We start from the raw sequence: 16,030 nt of genomic DNA, 5'->3' as shown, positions 1-16,030 counted from the left end.
GCCTCTCTTCTTCACCTTCGACCTCGCCGCCGCGCGGCGCGGCCCCACCCCCGCCGTACCGCCAGTCAGCCGCCGCGCGCGCCCGCCAGCGCGCTCGCCTCGAGCGAGCGCCTCGCGCGCCTGAGCGCCCCCCACACCCGCTCCGGCGCGACGGACCTCGCGATCCCGCGCGCCGCGCGGAACGCCTCCTCCGCGGCGACGGCGGTCCCGGCGCGCAGCGACGGCGCCTGCAGGCGGACGCTGCACGTCTCGCGGCGATCCCAGGCCCAGTCCATCTTGTAGGCCTCGGTGCCGCGCAGGAAGTCGTAGTCGGTGAGGCCGCGCGCGTAGGCGTCCGCGACCGTCCGCCCGACGAGCACGACGCCGGGGCTCCGGGCCGACCAGGCGGGGTCGTAGCCGGACTGGTAGTAGAAGAAGCGGCGGCCCACCTCGAGGCCGTAGACCGCGGCGATCGCGTCGCGCCCCACGAACAGGCGGTACATGCGCAGCCAGCCGCGCGCGGCGAGGAGCGGCGCCACCTCGCGGTGGAACTCCTCGACCGGCCCGGGCGGGATGCCGGAGGAGCCGCCCTCGACCTCCCAGCGCAGCCGGTGCAGGCGCAGGAAGTCGTCCATGGCGGCGGTCGCCTCGTCCGCGGCCGCGACCTCGATCCGGAAGCCCGCCTGCTTCTCGAGCCAGCGGACCCGCCGCGTGTACGTCTCGCGCCGGCGGATCCTGGAGAGGTGCTGCTCGAAGGTGCCGCGCACGACGAACCCGGGACAGACGAAGCCGCGCTCCACCTGCGCCCGCACTCCGCGCGGCGCCATGGCCGCGCGCAGGGCGGCGACGGTCGGCGAGCCGCAGGGGAGGTCCTCGAGGCAGAGGACGTCCCACGCCGCGGCCCCCGCCGCGAGCGCCCGCGCGATCGCCTCGCGCGCGGCGGCCGCGTGCTCGGGCCGGGCGAGCACGTCGAGGCCGTCCGCGCCGGTGAGGCCGTTGCCGAGGAGGCTGAAGCGCCGCTCCCCCACGAGCCCCGGGCGCGCCGAGAGCACGAGGAGCCCGGCGAGCCGCGCGTCGCGGTCGCGCGCCTCCAGGATCCAGATCGGCCGGCGCGCGGCGAAGCAGCGGTGGAAGGTGTGGAGCCACTCCCAGGAGAGGAACGGCGACGGCGCCTGGGCGGCGTCGAAGAGCGCGCGCCACTCCTCCTTCAGGACCGCGAGGCGCGCGGGGTCGCGGTGCTCGACGACGGTGAGGCCGGCGGCGCGCTCCCCGGCGGGCGCTGGGCTGGTGGGCGTCACTCGAGCGCCTCCCTCACGCAGCGGGCGAGGTATGCCATGTCGTCGGGCTGCAGGTCCTGATGCACGGGGAGCTCGAGCACGCGCCGCCGGAGCATCGCGACGTCCGGGAACGGCTCCTCGGGGCAGAGCGGGTGCCCGGTGCGCCAGAAGTCCACCGTCTCGACGCCGCGCGCGGCGAGCCGCGCGGCCACGGCTGCCTTGTCGTCGCAGAGGAGCGGGTAGAAGAGCGGGCTCGCGCCGGCGGGCAGCTCCGGGAAGATCGGCACCACCCGGTCGCGCAGCCGGCCGAGGAGGAGGAAGTAGTTGCGCCGCCGCGCCGCGACGATGGCCTCGGCGTCGAGCCGCCGGGCGATGAGCTCGGAGAGGGAGCTCATGCCGAGATCGACCGTCGCGAGGTCGAACGTCATGGTGCCGGTGGAGACCGGGTGGACTCCGGTCGCGCCGCGCACGTACGAGTACGCCCGCCGCGCCGCGCCGCGGAGCGCCTCGCCCGCGTCCCCGAGCCGGAACGCGGCGTTCTGGAGGAGCGAGCCGGTCGCGTGGGAGAGCGTGGACGCGAGCGGCGCCGCCTCCGGCTGCGGGACCTCGCCGCGAACGGACGGGTCGTTCACGACGAGCGCGCCGCCGTTCGGCACCGGGAGCGTCTTGTAGAAGCAGAAGATCCCGAGCGCGCCCACCGACCCGAGCGGCCGGGTCCCCTCGGCGGCGAGGAGCGACAGCGCGCAGTCCTCCACCACCGGCAGCCCGTGCCGCCGCGCGATCGCCGTCACCTCGTCCATCGGCTGCGCGAAGCCGGCGTAGTGGATGACGTAGAGGGCGCGGGTGCGGGGGCCGATCTTGGCCTCGAGGTCCTCGAGGTCGAGGCGCATGCGAGCGTCCACCCGCACGAAGCGCGGGAACGCGCCGGCCGCGGCGAGCGCCCCCACCTCCACGCCGTGGTGGTAGGCCGGCACGAGCACCTCGTGGCCCGTGAGCCCGAGCAGCCGCGCGCCGTGGTAGACCGCGGTCCGCGCCAGGTAGAAGTGGGTCGTGCGCCGCGCCCCGAACGGGAAGGCGGGCGGCCGGGAGGCGGCCAGGGGAGAGAGCATCCTCGGCCAGAGCGTGGGCAGGGCCGGGATGTAGCGCCTGCGCGCCTCGCGCGCGGTCGGCCAGGTCCGCGCCGCCACCGCCCGACTCATCGCCACCACGAGAGCGCCTCCTTCACGGCCGGGCGGACCCGGTGCTTCAACGTGTGCATGGCCCTGCCGGCGAAGGAGGGGCGATACACGTAGAGCCAGTCATGGGGAGCGTGGGCCGGAGCCCAGTCGCGCTTCCACTCCATGTCGGGGCCGAGGAAGTCGAAGCGCGAGAGGCCGCGCGCCTCGCACTCGGCGAGCACCTCCCGCTGGAGGAGCTGCCCGGGCGAGACCTGGCCGAGGCGCTCGTCGTACGCCGTCTTCGGGAGGTAATAGACGCCGCGGTGCACCACGCCGAGGTGCACCGCGATGGCGCGGCCGTCGAGGGTGAGCGCGCGCACCGCGAGCGCCCCGCGCTGGGCGGCGTCCCGCGCGATGCGCGCGTAGAACTGCACGAGGGGCTGCGCGAGCGCGATGGCGGTGCCGCCCTGCCCCTTCCACCCGCTCGCCTCGAGCGCGAAGAACTCCGCGAGCGCCACGTCGAGCCCCTCGGCGCCGTCCACGCGCGTGAGCGCGACCGCGCCCAGCTCGCCGAGCCGCCTCGCGCGCCGGCGCAGGTTCGCGCGGAACTTCGCGCTCGTGCGCTCCTCGGCGCCCTTCTCGGACAGCTCGACGTAGGGCGTCCGCAGCGACTCCCAGCGCCCGGCGAGGTGACGGTCCGCGCGCGCGGCCGCCTCCAGCAGCACCGAGGTCGGCCCCTCGCGCGGGACGTCCCGCAGCACGAGCACGTCCCAGCGGATCCGGTCGCGCAGGTGGCCCCACAGCGCCGCGACCGCGCCGGGGGCGTCCTCCCCGAGGACCCACTCCACCCGGCAGGAGTGGTCGTTCGCAGGGGCGACGAGCCGCGTCACGCCGCGCTCTCGCTGCAAGAGGAGCGGGGCCATCCCGGCGGCCCGGCCGGCGCGGGTGCGCGCGACGAGCACCCGCAGCGGGGCGTCCGGCGCGAAGGCGTCGAGCCAGGCGGAGATCCACTCGTGACGGGCGAACGGGACGTCCACCGGGCCGCGCGCGAGCAGCCCGTTCCACTCGTCCCGGAGCGCTTCGAAGGCGGCGCGCCCCTGCAGCTCCTCGACGCGGTAGCGCGAGCCGGCGGGCTCGTGGGCGGGCGCGAGGAGGGTCTCGGCGGTCTGGACCAAGGTGTCGTCCCCTCCTCAGCGGACCCGCGCGATCGCGAGCAGCGCGCGCGCGAGCTTCCGGGGGTCGTGGCGCCCGCGCTCTCCCTCGGCGAGCAAGTCGGTCACGACCGGGACCGCGCCCGCGGCGTCGATCGCCGCACGTTCGACCCGCACCGGGACCGCACCCTCCCCGGCGTAGGCCGCCACCACGTCCTCGGGCAGCGGGGGCCGCTGCGCGAGCACCACGTCCACCACGTCCCCGAGGTGGCGCTGCACGGCGCGGACGTGATCGGCGGCGTCGAAGCCGTCGGTCTCGCCGGCCTCCGTGAAGAGGTTCACGACCAGGACGCGCGTCGCGCCCGTCGTCCGCAGCGCCTCCGGGATGCCCGGCACGAGGAGCCCGGCGAGCACGCTGGAGTAGAGGCTGCCCGGCCCCAGCACCACCAGGTCCGCGCCGAGGATCGCCTCGATCGCCTGGCTCGAGGCCTGGGCCGCGCCGGCGAGCCGCAGCTCCGCCACGCGGCCGCGCGCCGCCGCGATGGCGGTCTCGCCGCGCACGATCCGGCCATCGTCCAGCTCCGCGACGAGCTCGACCGGCGTCGCCGTGGCGGGGACCACCCGACCGCGGACGCCCAGCATCCCGGCCGCGGCCTCCACCGCCTGGCCGAAGTCGCCGAGCCGCTGCGCGAGCGCGGTGAGGACGAGGTTGCCGATGGTGTGACCGGCGAGCTCGCCGCCCCCCTCGAAGCGGTGCTGGAACACCGACGCGAGCGGCGCTCCCGCCGCGAGCGCCACGAGGCAGTTGCGGACGTCGCCCGGCGCGGGCACGCCGTAGCGCCGCCTGAGCTCGCCGGAGCTCCCCCCGTCGTCCGCGGTCGTGACCACGGCGGTCAGCTCCACCGCGGGCTCCTCGTCCGGCTCTCCGTCGCCGGCGGCGAGCCCCTCGAGGACCCGGGGCAGCCCGGTCCCGCCGCCCACCGCCACGACGTGCACGGATCGCGCGTCGGGTGCGCGCACCGGCCGGGGGACGAGCTCCTCGAGCACCATCACTTCGCCCCCTTCCCGAGGAGCACCACCTTCGCGGTGGCGAGGAGGCAGACGAGGTCGAGGAACAGCGAGGCGTTCTTGATGTAGTAAAGGTCGTACTCGAGCTTGCGGGCCTGTTCCTCCATCGTGGAGCCGTACCCGTACTTGAGCTGCGCCCACCCGGTGAGGCCCGGCTTCACGAGCTCGCGCAGCGTGAAGAGCGGGTAGCGCACCTTCAGCTCGGAGAGGAACACCGGCCGCTCCGGGCGCGGGCCGACGAGGCTCATGTCGCCGCGGAGCACGTTCCAGAGCTGCGGTAGCTCGTCGAGCCGCGCGCGCCGCAGGAAGCGGCCCAGCGGCAGCACGCGGGGATCCTGCTCGGTCGCCCACACCGCGCCGTGCTGCTCGGCGTCGCGGCGCATGGTGCGGAACTTCCACACGCGGTACGGCGTGCCGCTGCGTCCGGTGCGCTCCTGCGAGTAGAAGATCGGGCGGCCGTCGGAGAGCCAGATCGCGATCGCGGTGGCGACCATGATCGGCGCCGCCCCGGCGAGCATCACGAGCGACACGGCGAGGTCGAGCGCCCGCTTGGCGGTGCGCGTGCCGCGCGAGACGCGGAAGCCGTCGTCGAAGATGAGCGAGCTGGGACGCACGAGCGACAGCGGGATGCGCTGCAGCGTCGCCTCGGCGAAGCCCACGTCGTCCACCACCCGGCGACCGCGCGTGCGGAGCGTCAGGAGGTCGTCGATGGGCAGGCCCTCCCGCCGGTCCTCCATGGCGACCACCACGATCTGGACGCGCTCCCGGCGCGCGACCTCGCCGAGCGAGCCCTCCAGGATCGCGTCCGCCGGGACCGCGGCCGGGGCGAGCGACCGCTGGGGCCTCACGAAGCCGACCGCCCGGTAGAGCCCGTCCGCCTCGCGCTCCATCGCGCGCGCGAGGTCGCGGGCCCGCGCGCCGGTCCCGAGGAAGACGACCCGGGTCGGCGAGCCGACGACGGCCGGCATGAGGACGCGGGCGGCGATGACGCCGAAGGCGCCGCCCGCGGCGGCGAGCACGAGCGAGCGGTGCAGCATCCACCCGGGCAGGAAGAGGTCGAGCGCGATGTCGGCGAGGGCGATGGCGATCGCGGCCACGCCGATCGCCCGCAGGAGGCGCCGCCCGTCCGCGCGATCGCGCACCGCCGCGTGGAGGTCGTAGAGGTCGCCGAGATAGAGCGCGCCCGCGAAGAACACGGAGGCGAGCGCGGCGCGGAGCACCGCCGGGTACATCGGCGGCCCTCCCACGGAGCTCGTCGCCTGGGCGGCGACCGGCCCGAGGGACGCGCCCGCGAGCAGCGCCAGCACGAGGACCGTCTCCTCGGCGAAGAAGTACGCCGCCTTGCGCGGCGAGAACCAATGGTTGAAGACCCGGACCAAGTCCCCTCCCCGTCCAACCCCGACCGCCGTGCCCGGCGCGCACTCCCGCGCACGGGCCAGGACCCGAGCCACCGTCTCCGGCCACGACCGTGCGTCGTGGCCACCCCCCTCCCACGCCCCCTCCGCGCCGCCGCTGGCGGCGCGGGAGGGCGCCGGTCCTTACCCCGCGCGGCGGCCGGCGATGGCCGGCGCCGCCTCCCCGGGTCCGCCGTACAGCCAGCGCCCGTGCGCCACGGACTCCGGGTCGACGTCGTTCAGCACCACGCCCGCGGCCCGGTCGCCGAGCGACTCGAGCGCGAGCCGCACGACCTGGCGCGGCGTCGCCCCGGCGCGCACGACGAGCACGGCCGCGTCGGCCGCCCCCGCGAGCCGCTCGCCGTCCGCGAAGGCGAGCGCCGGGGGCGCGTCGAGGACGACGAGGTCGTACGCCGCCCGCAGCTGCTCCACGAGCGCCGCGGTGCGCGGGTGGCGGATCGCCGCCACCGGGTCACGCACCTCGCCCGCGCACAGCACCGACAGCATGCCGACGCGCACGATGGCCTGGGACAGCTCGGCGGTGCCGTCGAGCACCTCGGCGACCCCTGCGCGCGGCGCGAGCCCGAACAGGCTCGCCACCGACGGCCGGCGGAGATCCGCGTCGACGAGGACCACTGCGCGCCCTTCCTGCGCGGCGGTGAGCGCCAGGTTGGCTGCGGTGGTGGTGCGGCCCTCGCCGCGGCTCGCGCTCGTCACGGCGACGACGCGCATGGCGCGGCGCGCCGCGAGGCGGGCGAGCCGCTGGTAGAGCACGCGGTACTGGTCCGCCGCGGGCGAGTCCGGCGCGGCCAGGGCCACGAGCTTCTTCTCGGGCGCGGCGGCGGGGTGGGTGGCCTGAAGGGTGTCGGCAGGGATCATCGGTCCATTCCTCCGATCGATTACGCGCAAGTCAGGAAGCCCGCCCGATGCGAGGGATCGCCGCGAGCACGGGGATGCCCAGCGTCGCCGCGTCCTCGGGTCCACGCATCGATGCATCGAGCCACTCGGCGATCCCCGCCGCCCCGAGCCCCATCGCGATCGCGGCGAGCACCGCGATCCACAGGAGCTTGGGCCGGTCGGGGGCGGCCGGCAGCCGGGGCGTGACCGGCGTCTCCACCATCCGGAACATGGTCGGCTGGTCCGCCGCGAGGAGCTGCTCGGCGGCCGCCGAGTCGGCGCGCCGCGAGAGCGTCGAGGCGTACTTGGCGCGCATCACCTCGTACTCCCGGGACAGGTTCGCGAGCGCCTGGCCCCAGCGCGGCGCCGCCTCGATCCGCTTCTGGTAGGTGGTCATCTCCTTGCGGAGGGAGGCGATCTGCTCCTCGTGCGCGCGCACCTCGTCGTCGATGCGCGCGAGGTGAGCCTGCACGCGCTCCTTCTGGAACTTCTCGAACGCGCCGTCGCGCTGGGAGAGCGCCTCCTGGAACTCGCGCCGAGCGCGCTTCACGTCGGGGTGATCCGGTCCGTAGGCCGCCTCGGCCGCGTTGAGGCGCCGCAGCGCGGCGTCGAGGCCGGCCTCGGCGAGACCCGGACCGCTCGGGCCCTCCGGGATGGACGAGAGCACGTCGCCGCGGCGCCGCTGCGCGTCGGCGATCGCGCCGAGCCGCATCTCGATCTGGCTCTGCGCGCGCCCGACCGCGCGGGCGTTGTCCTCGAGCAGCTCGGGCAGCTCGGCGGTGTGGTCCACCTTGAAGGCGAGGAGCTTCTTCTCCTGCGCCGAGAGCTCCTTGCCCATGTCGTCGACCTGGCGATCGAGGGTCTCGCGGAGGCTGCGCGCCTGGGCCTCGAGGACCTGACGCGTGAGCTCGCCGTAGTACTTCGGCAGGAGCTCCGCGGCCCGGGCGACCTTCTCCGGATCCCTGCCGCGCACCTCGACCACGAAGAGCAGCGCGGGCGCGCCGGCGGGGACCTCGCCCTCGAGCCGGACCTCCACGTTCCGCCGCATCTTGCGGAGCGCCTCGTCCATGTCGTCGCGGAGGTCGGGGAAGAAGTCGGTCTCCTTGATCACCCGCTCGAGCACCGGGCGGGCCAGGATGCCGTGCTTGATGGTCCGCATCCGATCCTCGAACGGCGTGCCGTTCTGGGCCGGGAAGAAGTCGAGCCCCAGCCGCCGCGGCTCGATCTGGACCACCGATTGGGCGGAGTACTCCGAGGGGACGCCGAGCGCGAGCGCAACCCCGACGACGAGCACCGCGCCTGCGACGACCAGCGCGAGGAGCCGGCGACGCCGCAGCGCCGCGAGGAGATCCTGCAGGGTGTAGGTCCGTTCCATTCGTCCTTCCTCTTCGTCACCGTTCCGGCAGGGTCCAGCCGAGCCGGAGTCCGAACGTCGTTCGCCGCAGCGCGGCCGACGAATCGTCGAGCCGCGCGAAATGTGTCGCTGCCAGCGCCAAGCGCACCCCTCCCCCGACGAGGAGTGCCGCCTCGCCGTAGGTCACGTAGCCGGTCACCGCGTCCCCGCCGCTCGGGGCCCGGCCGGAGCGCCAGATGCCGCCGTCACCGCGCAGCTCGAAGCGCCGCGCGAACCTGCGCGCGAGCCCGAGCTCGACCGAGTCGACGAGGCCAGGGCTCGCGGTGTTGCCGAGGCCCAGCCCGTGGGCGAGCTGCGCACGCCCCTCCCAGTCGCGGGAGACGCCGACGAGCTCGACGCTGCCCTCGGGGACGACGACCGCATTTCCGCTCTTCAGCCACAGGGCGGGCCCCGCGGAGCCGTTCACGGTCAGCTGCCGGCTGAGCTCGTACCGCGCGCGCGCCCTGAGCGCGTGCGCGAAGGCCCAGTCGGTGGCGTCCCGCTCGAAGCCCTGGAACAGCGAGGCCAGGTAGCCGGCCCCGAACGAGAGGCGCCGGCCGTACCGGTACAGCGCCTCCACGCCGGGCTGGTGCATCGCGCCGCCCGTGCGGTCGTCGAAGCGGACCGTGTCCTCCGTGAGCAGGGCGGCCACGTCCACGCGCTCGGAGGCGCGGTACTCGGCCCTGCCCCGGCCGTGGAGGATGAGCGCGGAGTCGCGCCCCGTGCGGAAGACGCCCATCTGCGCGAGCCCCACCGGGTCGAACGCGTACGCGCCCCGGAAGTCCGCGTGGAGCGTGAGGCGCCGCGTGGTTCGCGCGTCGAGCACGAGCGACCCGCGGTGGTTCCAGCTCCCTCCGGGCTGCATGCGCTCGTACGTGAGGAAGTCCACGCCGTAGAGCGTGCGGAGCTCCCAGGTGTGATCGCGGAAGCGGAGCCCCACGTCCGGGGACACCCGGCCGACGCGGTCGCTGCCCGAGCCGTCGTAGAGCACGTTCGAGTCGTAGCCGCCCTCGAGGGTGAGGCGGGCGATGGGATCCACGACCGTGCTCGCCGCCGCCCGCGCCGCAGCGCAGAGAGACACAGCGCAGAGCGCCGCCCTCCCGAAGCGCCCCGGCGCTCCCATCGCCCACCTCTTCCTCGGCCCTCTCATGGTCGGCACCGTCCCGCTACGGCACGTAGAGGACGTCGCCGCCCCTGAGCCAGAGCGCACCCTCCGCCTCCCCCTTCACCAGCTCGTCGAACGAGAGCTTCACTCGATCGGTCTTCCCGTTCGCTCCCTGGCGGAGCCAGCTCACCTCGCCGCGGGCGAACTCGGTGCGCCCGCCGGCGAGCGCGATCGCCTGCACCACCGACATGGGACCGCGCAGCGGGAACCCGCCAGGGCGCGTCACCTCGCCGAGCACGTACACCCGCGGTCCGTTGATCTCCCGGACCAGCACGGCCACGGCCGCGTCCTTGATGTACGGGCCGAGCGCCTTCGTGAGGCCCTGCTGCAGCTCCCCCGGCGTCTTGCCTGCCGCGTCCATCTCCCCCGCGAGCGGAAGCGAAATCTTGCCGTCCGGCCGGACGGGCACGACCCGCGTCAGCTCTGGCTCGTGCCAGACGACGACCTCGAGCACGTCCTCGCGCCCGATGCGGTACTCGCCCACTTCGGGCCGGGGATCCGGCCGCTGCGAGGCCCCCGACGAAGCGCACCCCGTCGCGGCGAGGAGAATGCCGGCCACCACTGCCCTCTTCGAGAACGCCATCCAATTCCTCCCGGGACTCCCCGTCCCGAAACGACTCCCTCGCATCGAGCACACCTCGTGCCACGACGCGTCGTGCACCCCGAGCGAACTCCACGCCACGCGTCGCCGCTCCTCCAGCGCACGTCGTCCACGCGATCCGGCGTGCGGCCACGAACGCGACGCGCGAGCGAGCGGCTGCCGCCGAGAGCGGGTTCCGGTGCGACGCTGAGGAACTTTTTTCCCTCGCGTGGGAACGGACGTGCCTGCGTTGCCGCGGCGACGAGGCGGGATGACGTTCTCCCTGGACGCGGCAGGATGGACCGGCAGTCGGCGCCGGTATGGAGGGCGGGAAGGCATGCTGAGGGCGGCGGCGTGGACGCTGGGCCTGTTCGGGGTCGGCACTTCGGTCGTTGGACTGTTTCCGGAATCGGCATGGGTCGAGCCGATCGTGCTGCTCGCGCTCGGGATCGCGTTCCTGTACGTGAGCGCGCGCACCGGCTTCCGCGAGCGCCGCTCGCGCGGCGAGCTCGCCCCCAAGCAGGCTGCGGCCTGAGCTTTCCGGCGGGAGGGGCGCATCGGATCTCCGGGGGGGGACCAGGGCGCGGCGCGGCTCCTCGCGGGGCCGCGCCGCGCTGCTTTCTCACTCGATCGTCGCCGCGTCTCGCGGGTCGACGATCCCGCAGTCCTTGATCTTGTAGAGCAGCGCCTTGTAGCTGACCTGCAGGCGCTTCGCGGCCTTCCGCTTGTTCCAGCCGGTCCGCATGAGCGCGCGGAGGATCGCCTCGCGCTCCGCGATGCGCGCGGCCCGCCGGGCCACGTCCTTGAGCGGCGCATCCTCCGGGAGCGCCGGGCCCTCGCCCGGGCGGTGGACGCCGTTGACCCCGGGCGCTGCCGGCGGATGGGCCCCCGCGGCGACGAGCGCCGGCGGCGAGCCGCCCAGCTCACCCAGGACCATCGCGGGATCGCGCAGGACGACGAGCCGTCGCACGAGGTTCTCGAGCTCCCGGACGTTCCCGGGCCAGTCGTAGGCGTGGAAGCGCTCCATCACCTCGGCCGGGATCTCCTCGAGCCCGCCCCGGTAGCGCTGCCGGTACTTGTCGACGAAGTGCCGCACGAGGGGACCGATCTCCTCGCGCCGCTCGCGGAGGGGCGGGACCCGGATCGTGACGACGTTCAGCCGGTAGAAGAGGTCCTCCCGGAACGTGCCCTGCCGGATGGCCGCCTCGAGGTTGCGGTTCGTCGCGACCACGACGCGGGCGTCCACGCGCACCGGGCGCTTGCCGCCCACCCGGTAGAACTCCTCGTCCTGGAGGACCTGCAGCAGCTTCGCCTGCAGCCGCGGATCCATCTCGCCGATCTCGTCGAGGAAGATCGTCCCCCGGTGAGCCAGCTCGAACTTGCCGGGCTTCTCCGCGTGCGCTCCCGTGAACGCCCCCTTCTCGTGTCCGAAGAGCTCGCTCTCGAGGAGCTCTCCCGGAAGGGCCGCGCAGTTGATCTTCACGAAGGGGCGGCCCGCGCGGTGGCTGGTCGCGTGGATCCGCCGAGCGATCACGTCCTTGCCGACGCCGCTCTCGCCGATGAGCAGCACCGGCACGTCCGTGTCGGCGATCCGGTTCACCAGCGACCAGACGCGCTCCATCGGGCCGGAGAGCGGGGTGGTGGGCAAGAGGTCGCCGTCGCCCGACTCGGCCACGACCGCTGCGACGCGCGCCTCGGCGACGTCGGGGGGACGCCGTCCGGGTCCGTCGAGGGCGCGGCGCAGCACGAGGTTCAGCTCGGAGACCTCGAAGGGCTTCGGGAGGTAGTCGTTCGCGCCGAGCTTCATCGCACGGACGACGTCCTCCGCCTGCGCCAGCGCCGACATGACGATCACCGGGACGCGCGGGTCGCGCTCGCGGATGCGCCGGAGGACCTCGAACCCGTCGGGCTCGGGGATCACCAGATCGAGCAGCACGGCGTGGGGGCTGGAGTTCGCGATCGCCGCCAGCGCCTCGACGCCGTTGCGAAGGGGGCGCACGCGATATCCCGCGGTCGCGAGGAACTCGCAGAGCGCCTCGCGGGCGTCGTCGTCGTCCTCGATGACCAGTACGGTGCAGTCTTTGTCCATCGTCGTTCCGCCGGCGGGGAGGTGCTTGCCGCCGGTGTGAAAATGGAACGACCAGGTGTTCCCGGCACCGGCCCTAACGCGGCGGCTGACGGCCGAGCGAGCGCTTCGCTTCGCTTTCGCGTGGAGGCGTTCCATGACATACCGGGGCCGTGCGGATGTCCCGTTCCCGTCTCCTCCTCCGGGCGGTCCTGCTCGCGACGGGAGGCGCGTTCATGCTGTGGAAGGCGTACGACTCCGCCCGCGGCGCGCGCGCGCTGCAGGGCGGCGAGGCGACGCTCCTCGAGCGCGTCGCGCTCGTCGAGGCGCTCGTCGGCGTCCTCGCGCTCGGCGCGGCGTTCGTGGCCGCCGCCGCGCTTCGACCGCGCCGCAGGAAGCGCACGCTCACCCTCGGCGACGCGGATCGCCGGCCCTGACGCCGCTCCGAGCCCCGGCGCGCGGCTCGCGGAGCTCGGCCCGCCCGGTCTCCCGGTGATCGTGTACTGCGAGACGGGGAGGAAGAGCGCCGCGGTCGCTCGCGCGCTCGCAGGGCTCGGCTACTCGCGCGTCTACGATCTCGGCGCGCGCTCCAGCTGGTGATCGGTGGAAGGGGCGACGCGCGCTCCCGGGCGGGAACCCCTCGCGGCGCTCTTCAATAGAGGCGGGCGAGCTCCGCGCCCGAGTAGTAGCTGCCCAGGATCTCGCGGTACCCCTGGCCGGCCTGCGCACGCCCCACCGCGCCCCACTGGCACATCCCCGCGCCGTGGCCCCACCCCCCGCCGCGCAGGACGACGCCGTCGCTGGTGGGCTCCACCACGAACATCGCGGAGGGCAGCTCGCCGAGGAGCCGCCGGATGCGGAGCTCACCGGCGATCTCGACGCGCCCACGCTCGCCCTCGACGGCGAGGCGGCGGGCGCGACCCGACACGCCGCGCGCGCCGACCGCGATGGCGCGCACATGACCGACCCCGAGCTGCGCGGCCGCCGCGTCGAGCTCCGCGGCCGAGAGGCGGCGCTCCCATCGGAAACGCGTGATGCCCGGCGTGGAGGGCCGGCGGCACCACGCGTCTCCGGGCTCGGCGAGGAACGCGCGGAGCCTCGCCTCGTCGGCGAGGCCTTCCTTCCATCTCGCCGCCTGGGCCGCGGGAAGATCGGGCCGTCCACGCAGGCTCGCGCTCGCGGCGCCGCCCCAGACGAGCTCGTTGTGCTCCCCGTGGCCGCCGCAGGTCGCGGAGTACACGGCGTCGACGAGCGCCTGGTCCGCCGCGCCGAAGAGCGTCTCCCCGCGCGTGGTGCGCACCGCCTCGTCCGTGCGCGAGGTCCGCGCGCCGTCGCCGCGGTACGCCTGACAGTGAACCTCGGCGCACAGCATGAACGGGTCGGCCGAGTGGCGCGCGCCGAGCTGCGCGAGGACGTTCGAGCGGGCGGTGACCGCCTGGGCCTTGAGCGCCTCGAGCGGCGAGGACGCTGGCATCTCGCTGGGGACGAGCCCGCGCAGGAGCTCCTCGAGCGGGACCCCGTGGATGGCTGCGAGCCCCCCGTGCGCGTCCAGCGTGACGAACAGTCGGCCTCCGTAGGCCCTGTCCTCGCGCGCCCGGCCGCGAGGACCGCGATCGTGCTCGACGCCCTCGACGAGGAACCCGGCGTCTCCCGCGACGTCCAGCCACAGCGCCGCGTCCGCCTCGCCGAGCGGCGCGCCGCCCTCGCCGCGGAGCTCGAGCGTCCCGCGCGGCCGGGCGACCACCTCTGCGCTCAGCGCCGGCTGCTCCCCGAACCGCTCGCGCAGCGACGCGCCGGTCGCCCGCGCCGCCTCGAGCGAGCCGTCTCCCTCGGCGACGAGGAGCTCGCGGCGCGCGTCCACCACCCTGCCGCCGACGCCGTACACCGTGCCGGTCACGCGGGAGCGCACCGGCACACCTCGCGCCGCCCAGGTGCGCCGCGCCTCGTCGAGCGCGGCACGCGCCGCGAGCGGCGCCTCCGCGAGCAGGGCGTGGTGAACGACGATCGCGGGCGCCGCCTCGCGCGCGCGGACCGTGAGCCGGGCACCGGCAGGGACCTCGACGACGGTCCCCCCTCGCAGCGTGATCCGCCCGGGGGCGCGGGCGCGGAACGCGATCTCGCGCTGCCCCTCCATCAGCCGGATCGTGACGAGCGGCTCGCCGTTTCGCGTGAACGCGAGGCGGTGGGCCCAGAGGAGCTCGAGGGGATCGGCGAGATCGGCGGCGGGAGGAGGAGCGAGGGGAGCGGGCGCCGAAGGCGGGATGGCGATCGGGGTCGGGGTCGGGGTCGGAGGCGGGGTCGGGGTCGGGGTCGGGGTCGGGGTCGGGGTCGGGGTCGAGGTCGAGGTGGACGGCGACGGCGAGGTCGAGCTCGGGACGTGCTCGCCCCTCCCCGTGCCTCCCACCTCGTTCCGCCCGATCGCGCACGCGAGCAGCGCGGCGACGGCGAACCCCAGGGCTCCGCGGCTCCTCACGACGCGAGCCGCGCGTCCTTCTCGGCCGCCAGCGCCTCCAGCGACGCGGCGGCGGCGGCCCGCGCCTCCGGGGCAGCGCCGGGATCGCGGAGGAGCGCAGCGGCCCGCGCGAGCTCCTCGCGCTCTCGAGCCTCGCGCTCGCGGATGGCGTCCACCATCGCGCCGACGTCCACCGCGAGATCGACGAGCAGGTCGCGAGCGCGCAGGGGCCGGACGGGCGCGAGCCGGCCTGCGGCGACGTCGCGGCAGGCGCGGCTCAGGACGAGCGCGGGGCCGGCGATCCGGTGCGTCACCACCACCGCAGCCGCGAGGAGGCACGGCAGCACGGCGGCGAGCACGACGGCCACGAGGCCGATGCGTCCTCGGTCCTCCGCCGCGAGCGCCTGCGCGAGGGACTCGCCGGCGAGCGGATCGCCGAGGGCCACGACGCGGCTCGTCTCGCGATACGCCGTCCAGAGGAGCCAGCCCAGGCCGGCCGAGAGCGCGACCGCCACGGCGAGGAGGTAGCTCGCGAGCCGGAGCTGCAGCGCGCCGTCGAGGAGGTAGTTGCGGAACCGCCGGCGCGGGGGCTCTGCGGGAGGAGCCACCGGCTCGGGCGCGGCCGGCGCTGGCGCCGCGCCAGGTGAGGGCGGCGGGACGGGACTCTGCCGGCCGGACGCGGATTCCATCCCTTCGGTTTACCTCCCCCCGAGCCGCGCCGCGAGATCCTCGCACAGCGCCCGGGCGGCGGCGTCGAGGGCCCGGGCGGCGTAGGAGGCGATCTTCGCCTCGGGGATCACCCCCGCCGCGGAGAGGCGTGCGCCGCTCTCGAGCATCGCCGCCATGCGCCCATCGCCGTCGACGGCGACGAGCGCCGCCTTGACGGCGACGATCGTCCGCACGGCGTCCGAGTCCACGTCGACCCGCAGCACCGTCGGCTTCAGCACCATCCCGCCGCGTTCGAGGACCTCCCAGCCGTGTGCCGCGAGGTGCCGCGCGATCGCTGCGCGGAGCGCGTCCCGGGCCGCGGGCCCGCCGGCGCTCCCGCCGGGCTCGTCGATGGAGAACGCGAGGCCGAGCACGTCGAGGGCGCGGACGACCGCGGCCCGCACGGCCGGATCCGCGTCCGAGCGGCGCGCCGCCTCGAGCGCCCGGCGTGCCCCTCCGCCCCCGACCCTGCCCAGCGCGCCGGCCGCGGCGATGCGGACGGCGGGCGCGGCGTCGGACGCGAGCGCCGCGGCGAGCAGCGGGACGGCCTCCGCTTCGCCGCGCTGGCCGAGCACGATCGCCGCCTGAGCGCGGACCTTCACCGAGCCGTCCTCGCGGAGCGCGCGGGCGGCGTCGTCGTGGGAGTCGGCGCGGGCGACCGCGGTGAGCGCGAGGAGGACTGCGCAGACTGCGATCCGTGGCATGCGCGCGCGAGTGTACGCTCGCGCCCTGCCGCCGCCAGGG

The 16,030-nt window shown here is 75.4% G+C and carries 15 protein-coding genes; 2 read left to right on the top strand and 13 right to left on the bottom strand.

All coding sequences use genetic code 11. The features are described from left to right. Nucleotides 1-65: 65 nt before the first annotated feature. The 9 genes from MNZ39_RS24820 to MNZ39_RS05660 form a co-directional block, all read right to left on the bottom strand. Nucleotides 66-1,277 (bottom strand): GNAT family N-acetyltransferase, encoded by a 1,212-nt coding sequence (locus MNZ39_RS24820; protein WP_242335839.1) that lies wholly within the window; start codon nucleotides 1,275-1,277, stop codon nucleotides 66-68. Next, complete coding sequence (locus MNZ39_RS05695) at nucleotides 1,274-2,455, bottom strand: DegT/DnrJ/EryC1/StrS family aminotransferase (RefSeq protein ID WP_242335898.1); 1,182 nt, start codon at nucleotides 2,453-2,455, stop codon at nucleotides 1,274-1,276. The genes MNZ39_RS24820 and MNZ39_RS05695 overlap by 4 nt, the downstream gene beginning before the upstream one ends. Next, entirely contained in the window at nucleotides 2,452-3,588 is a 1,137-nt protein-coding gene (locus tag MNZ39_RS05690; RefSeq protein ID WP_242335836.1) for a GNAT family N-acetyltransferase, read from the bottom strand. Before MNZ39_RS05690 ends, MNZ39_RS05695 begins: the two co-directional genes overlap by 4 nt. Nucleotides 3,589-3,603: 15 nt before the next feature. Beyond that, nucleotides 3,604-4,614, bottom strand: a complete 1,011-nt coding sequence (gene yvcK / locus MNZ39_RS05685) for a gluconeogenesis factor YvcK family protein (protein ID WP_242335833.1) — start codon at nucleotides 4,612-4,614, stop codon at nucleotides 3,604-3,606. After that, nucleotides 4,614-6,011 (bottom strand): exopolysaccharide biosynthesis polyprenyl glycosylphosphotransferase, encoded by a 1,398-nt coding sequence (locus MNZ39_RS05680; protein WP_242335829.1) that lies wholly within the window; start codon nucleotides 6,009-6,011, stop codon nucleotides 4,614-4,616. The genes yvcK and MNZ39_RS05680 overlap by 1 nt, the downstream gene beginning before the upstream one ends. 159 nt (nucleotides 6,012-6,170) lie before the next feature. Next, the gene (locus MNZ39_RS05675; protein WP_242335826.1) at nucleotides 6,171-6,905 is read right to left on the bottom strand and encodes a CpsD/CapB family tyrosine-protein kinase; all 735 of its coding nucleotides are present in this window, start codon (nucleotides 6,903-6,905) and stop codon (nucleotides 6,171-6,173) included. Between the two features lie 31 nt (nucleotides 6,906-6,936). Further along, the gene (locus MNZ39_RS05670; protein ID WP_242335823.1) at nucleotides 6,937-8,298 is read right to left on the bottom strand and encodes a lipopolysaccharide biosynthesis protein; all 1,362 of its coding nucleotides are present in this window, start codon (nucleotides 8,296-8,298) and stop codon (nucleotides 6,937-6,939) included. Between the two features lie 16 nt (nucleotides 8,299-8,314). Further along, on the bottom strand, nucleotides 8,315-9,355 hold the full coding sequence (locus tag MNZ39_RS05665) for a hypothetical protein (RefSeq protein ID WP_242335821.1): 1,041 nt from the start codon (nucleotides 9,353-9,355) through the stop codon (nucleotides 8,315-8,317). 127 nt (nucleotides 9,356-9,482) lie between these two features. Further along, nucleotides 9,483-10,064 (bottom strand): polysaccharide biosynthesis/export family protein, encoded by a 582-nt coding sequence (locus MNZ39_RS05660; RefSeq protein WP_242335817.1) that lies wholly within the window; start codon nucleotides 10,062-10,064, stop codon nucleotides 9,483-9,485. Nucleotides 10,065-10,332: 268 nt separating this feature from the next. Between MNZ39_RS05660 and MNZ39_RS05655 the strand changes: the two genes are divergently transcribed. Next, complete coding sequence (locus MNZ39_RS05655) at nucleotides 10,333-10,596, top strand: hypothetical protein (protein WP_242335814.1); 264 nt, start codon at nucleotides 10,333-10,335, stop codon at nucleotides 10,594-10,596. 87 nt (nucleotides 10,597-10,683) lie between these two features. On the opposite strand, the gene MNZ39_RS05650 is transcribed toward MNZ39_RS05655, so the two are convergent. Then, nucleotides 10,684-12,150: a sigma-54 dependent transcriptional regulator gene (locus tag MNZ39_RS05650; RefSeq protein WP_242335811.1), complete on the bottom strand. Its 1,467-nt coding sequence runs from the start codon at nucleotides 12,148-12,150 to the stop codon at nucleotides 10,684-10,686. Nucleotides 12,151-12,305: 155 nt separating this feature from the next. Between MNZ39_RS05650 and MNZ39_RS05645 the strand changes: the two genes are divergently transcribed. Further along, a complete protein-coding gene (locus MNZ39_RS05645; RefSeq protein WP_242335809.1) occupies nucleotides 12,306-12,563 on the top strand; it encodes a hypothetical protein in 258 nt (85 codons plus the stop codon). A 215-nt stretch (nucleotides 12,564-12,778) separates the two neighbouring features. On the opposite strand, the gene MNZ39_RS05635 is transcribed toward MNZ39_RS05645, so the two are convergent. From MNZ39_RS05635 to MNZ39_RS05625, 3 genes are all read right to left on the bottom strand, one after another. Next, nucleotides 12,779-14,599 (bottom strand): SpoIID/LytB domain-containing protein, encoded by a 1,821-nt coding sequence (locus tag MNZ39_RS05635; protein ID WP_242335804.1) that lies wholly within the window; start codon nucleotides 14,597-14,599, stop codon nucleotides 12,779-12,781. Then, nucleotides 14,596-15,186 carry a hypothetical protein gene (locus MNZ39_RS05630; protein ID WP_242335800.1) on the bottom strand — a complete coding sequence of 197 codons (591 nt, stop codon included), beginning with the start codon at nucleotides 15,184-15,186 and terminating at the stop codon, nucleotides 14,596-14,598. Before MNZ39_RS05630 ends, MNZ39_RS05635 begins: the two co-directional genes overlap by 4 nt. A gap of 90 nt (nucleotides 15,187-15,276) precedes the next feature. After that, entirely contained in the window at nucleotides 15,277-15,990 is a 714-nt protein-coding gene (locus MNZ39_RS05625) for a HEAT repeat domain-containing protein (protein ID WP_242335797.1), read from the bottom strand. Nucleotides 15,991-16,030 lie beyond the last annotated feature (40 nt).

It is taken from the genome of Anaeromyxobacter sp. SG66, from assembly GCF_022690805.1.
Lineage (GTDB): Bacteria > Myxococcota > Myxococcia > Myxococcales > Anaeromyxobacteraceae > Anaeromyxobacter > Anaeromyxobacter soli.
The sequence above is the reverse complement of the archived record's forward strand: the minus strand, read 5'-3'. Positions and strand labels throughout refer to the sequence as shown.